The organism is Vibrio sp. 03_296, assembly GCF_002265885.1.
On the sequence record NZ_NPKW01000604.1, the window covers coordinates 1 to 776 of the forward strand.

Annotated in this window: 1 protein-coding gene; it reads left to right on the forward strand. The window is 47.5% G+C overall.

The features are described from left to right. On the forward strand, nt 1-645 hold a 645-nt coding region (locus tag CIK04_RS26545), incomplete at its 5' end, for a DMT family transporter (protein ID WP_325205858.1). Between the last annotated feature and the right edge of the window lie 131 nt (nt 646-776).

A 776-nucleotide genomic window follows, 5' to 3' on the forward strand; every position in this document is an offset into this window, starting at 1 on the left:
CTGATTTCCAAATATTTAGTCGATATTGTTCCTATCGAATGGTTTAGCTTTTTACGCTTTGCCTTGCCAGCCGTTTTACTATTGGCTCTATTAAGAATAACTAAAATAAAAATACCCAATAAGGCGGAAATGAAACCCTTGCTCGGCCGCGCGCTGTGTATCGCCCTCTGCCAACTCTTTTTCCTTTGGTCGCTTCAACATCTGAGTTTGGTGGAAAGCGTGGTGCTCTTTGCTACTGGCCCATTGTTTATGCCGTTGCTTGAGCGTCTCTTTTTCAAACCTAGTGTGTCGAAATTGACGATAGCGGCGTTGGTGGCGACGTTTGTCGGCGTAATATTATTGGTCCGGGAAAGAAGGGGAGTTCTCATTAAGGCTCGAATTGCTGGCGTGGGTTGCAGGGGAGTGTTCAACTCGGGATCTCAACTGACGCTCTATCGAGCCAGTAAGAGTGCGCTGTCACCCAAGGAGAKTAACTTCTTGGACATTCAGCTTGGCCGCCTTGTTGCTCCTGCCTGTTTTGGTGTTTGTCGATATCGCAGCGTCAGAGGCAACAGCAACGTTGCAAACTTGGCTCAGTTTGCCCGTGGCTATCGCTTTGCTGGCGATTTCTTGTTTGATCATCAATACCCAAGTGAACAGAGCTAAAGCGTACCGGCTAGCGAACAGCGGCTCTCAGTTAGCCCCATTGATTTTACCAATTTACTGTTTACCTCGGCTTGGCAATGGCTGTTTTTGATGAGTCGTTTTCTCTTTGGCAATCACCGGTTTGGGATTGA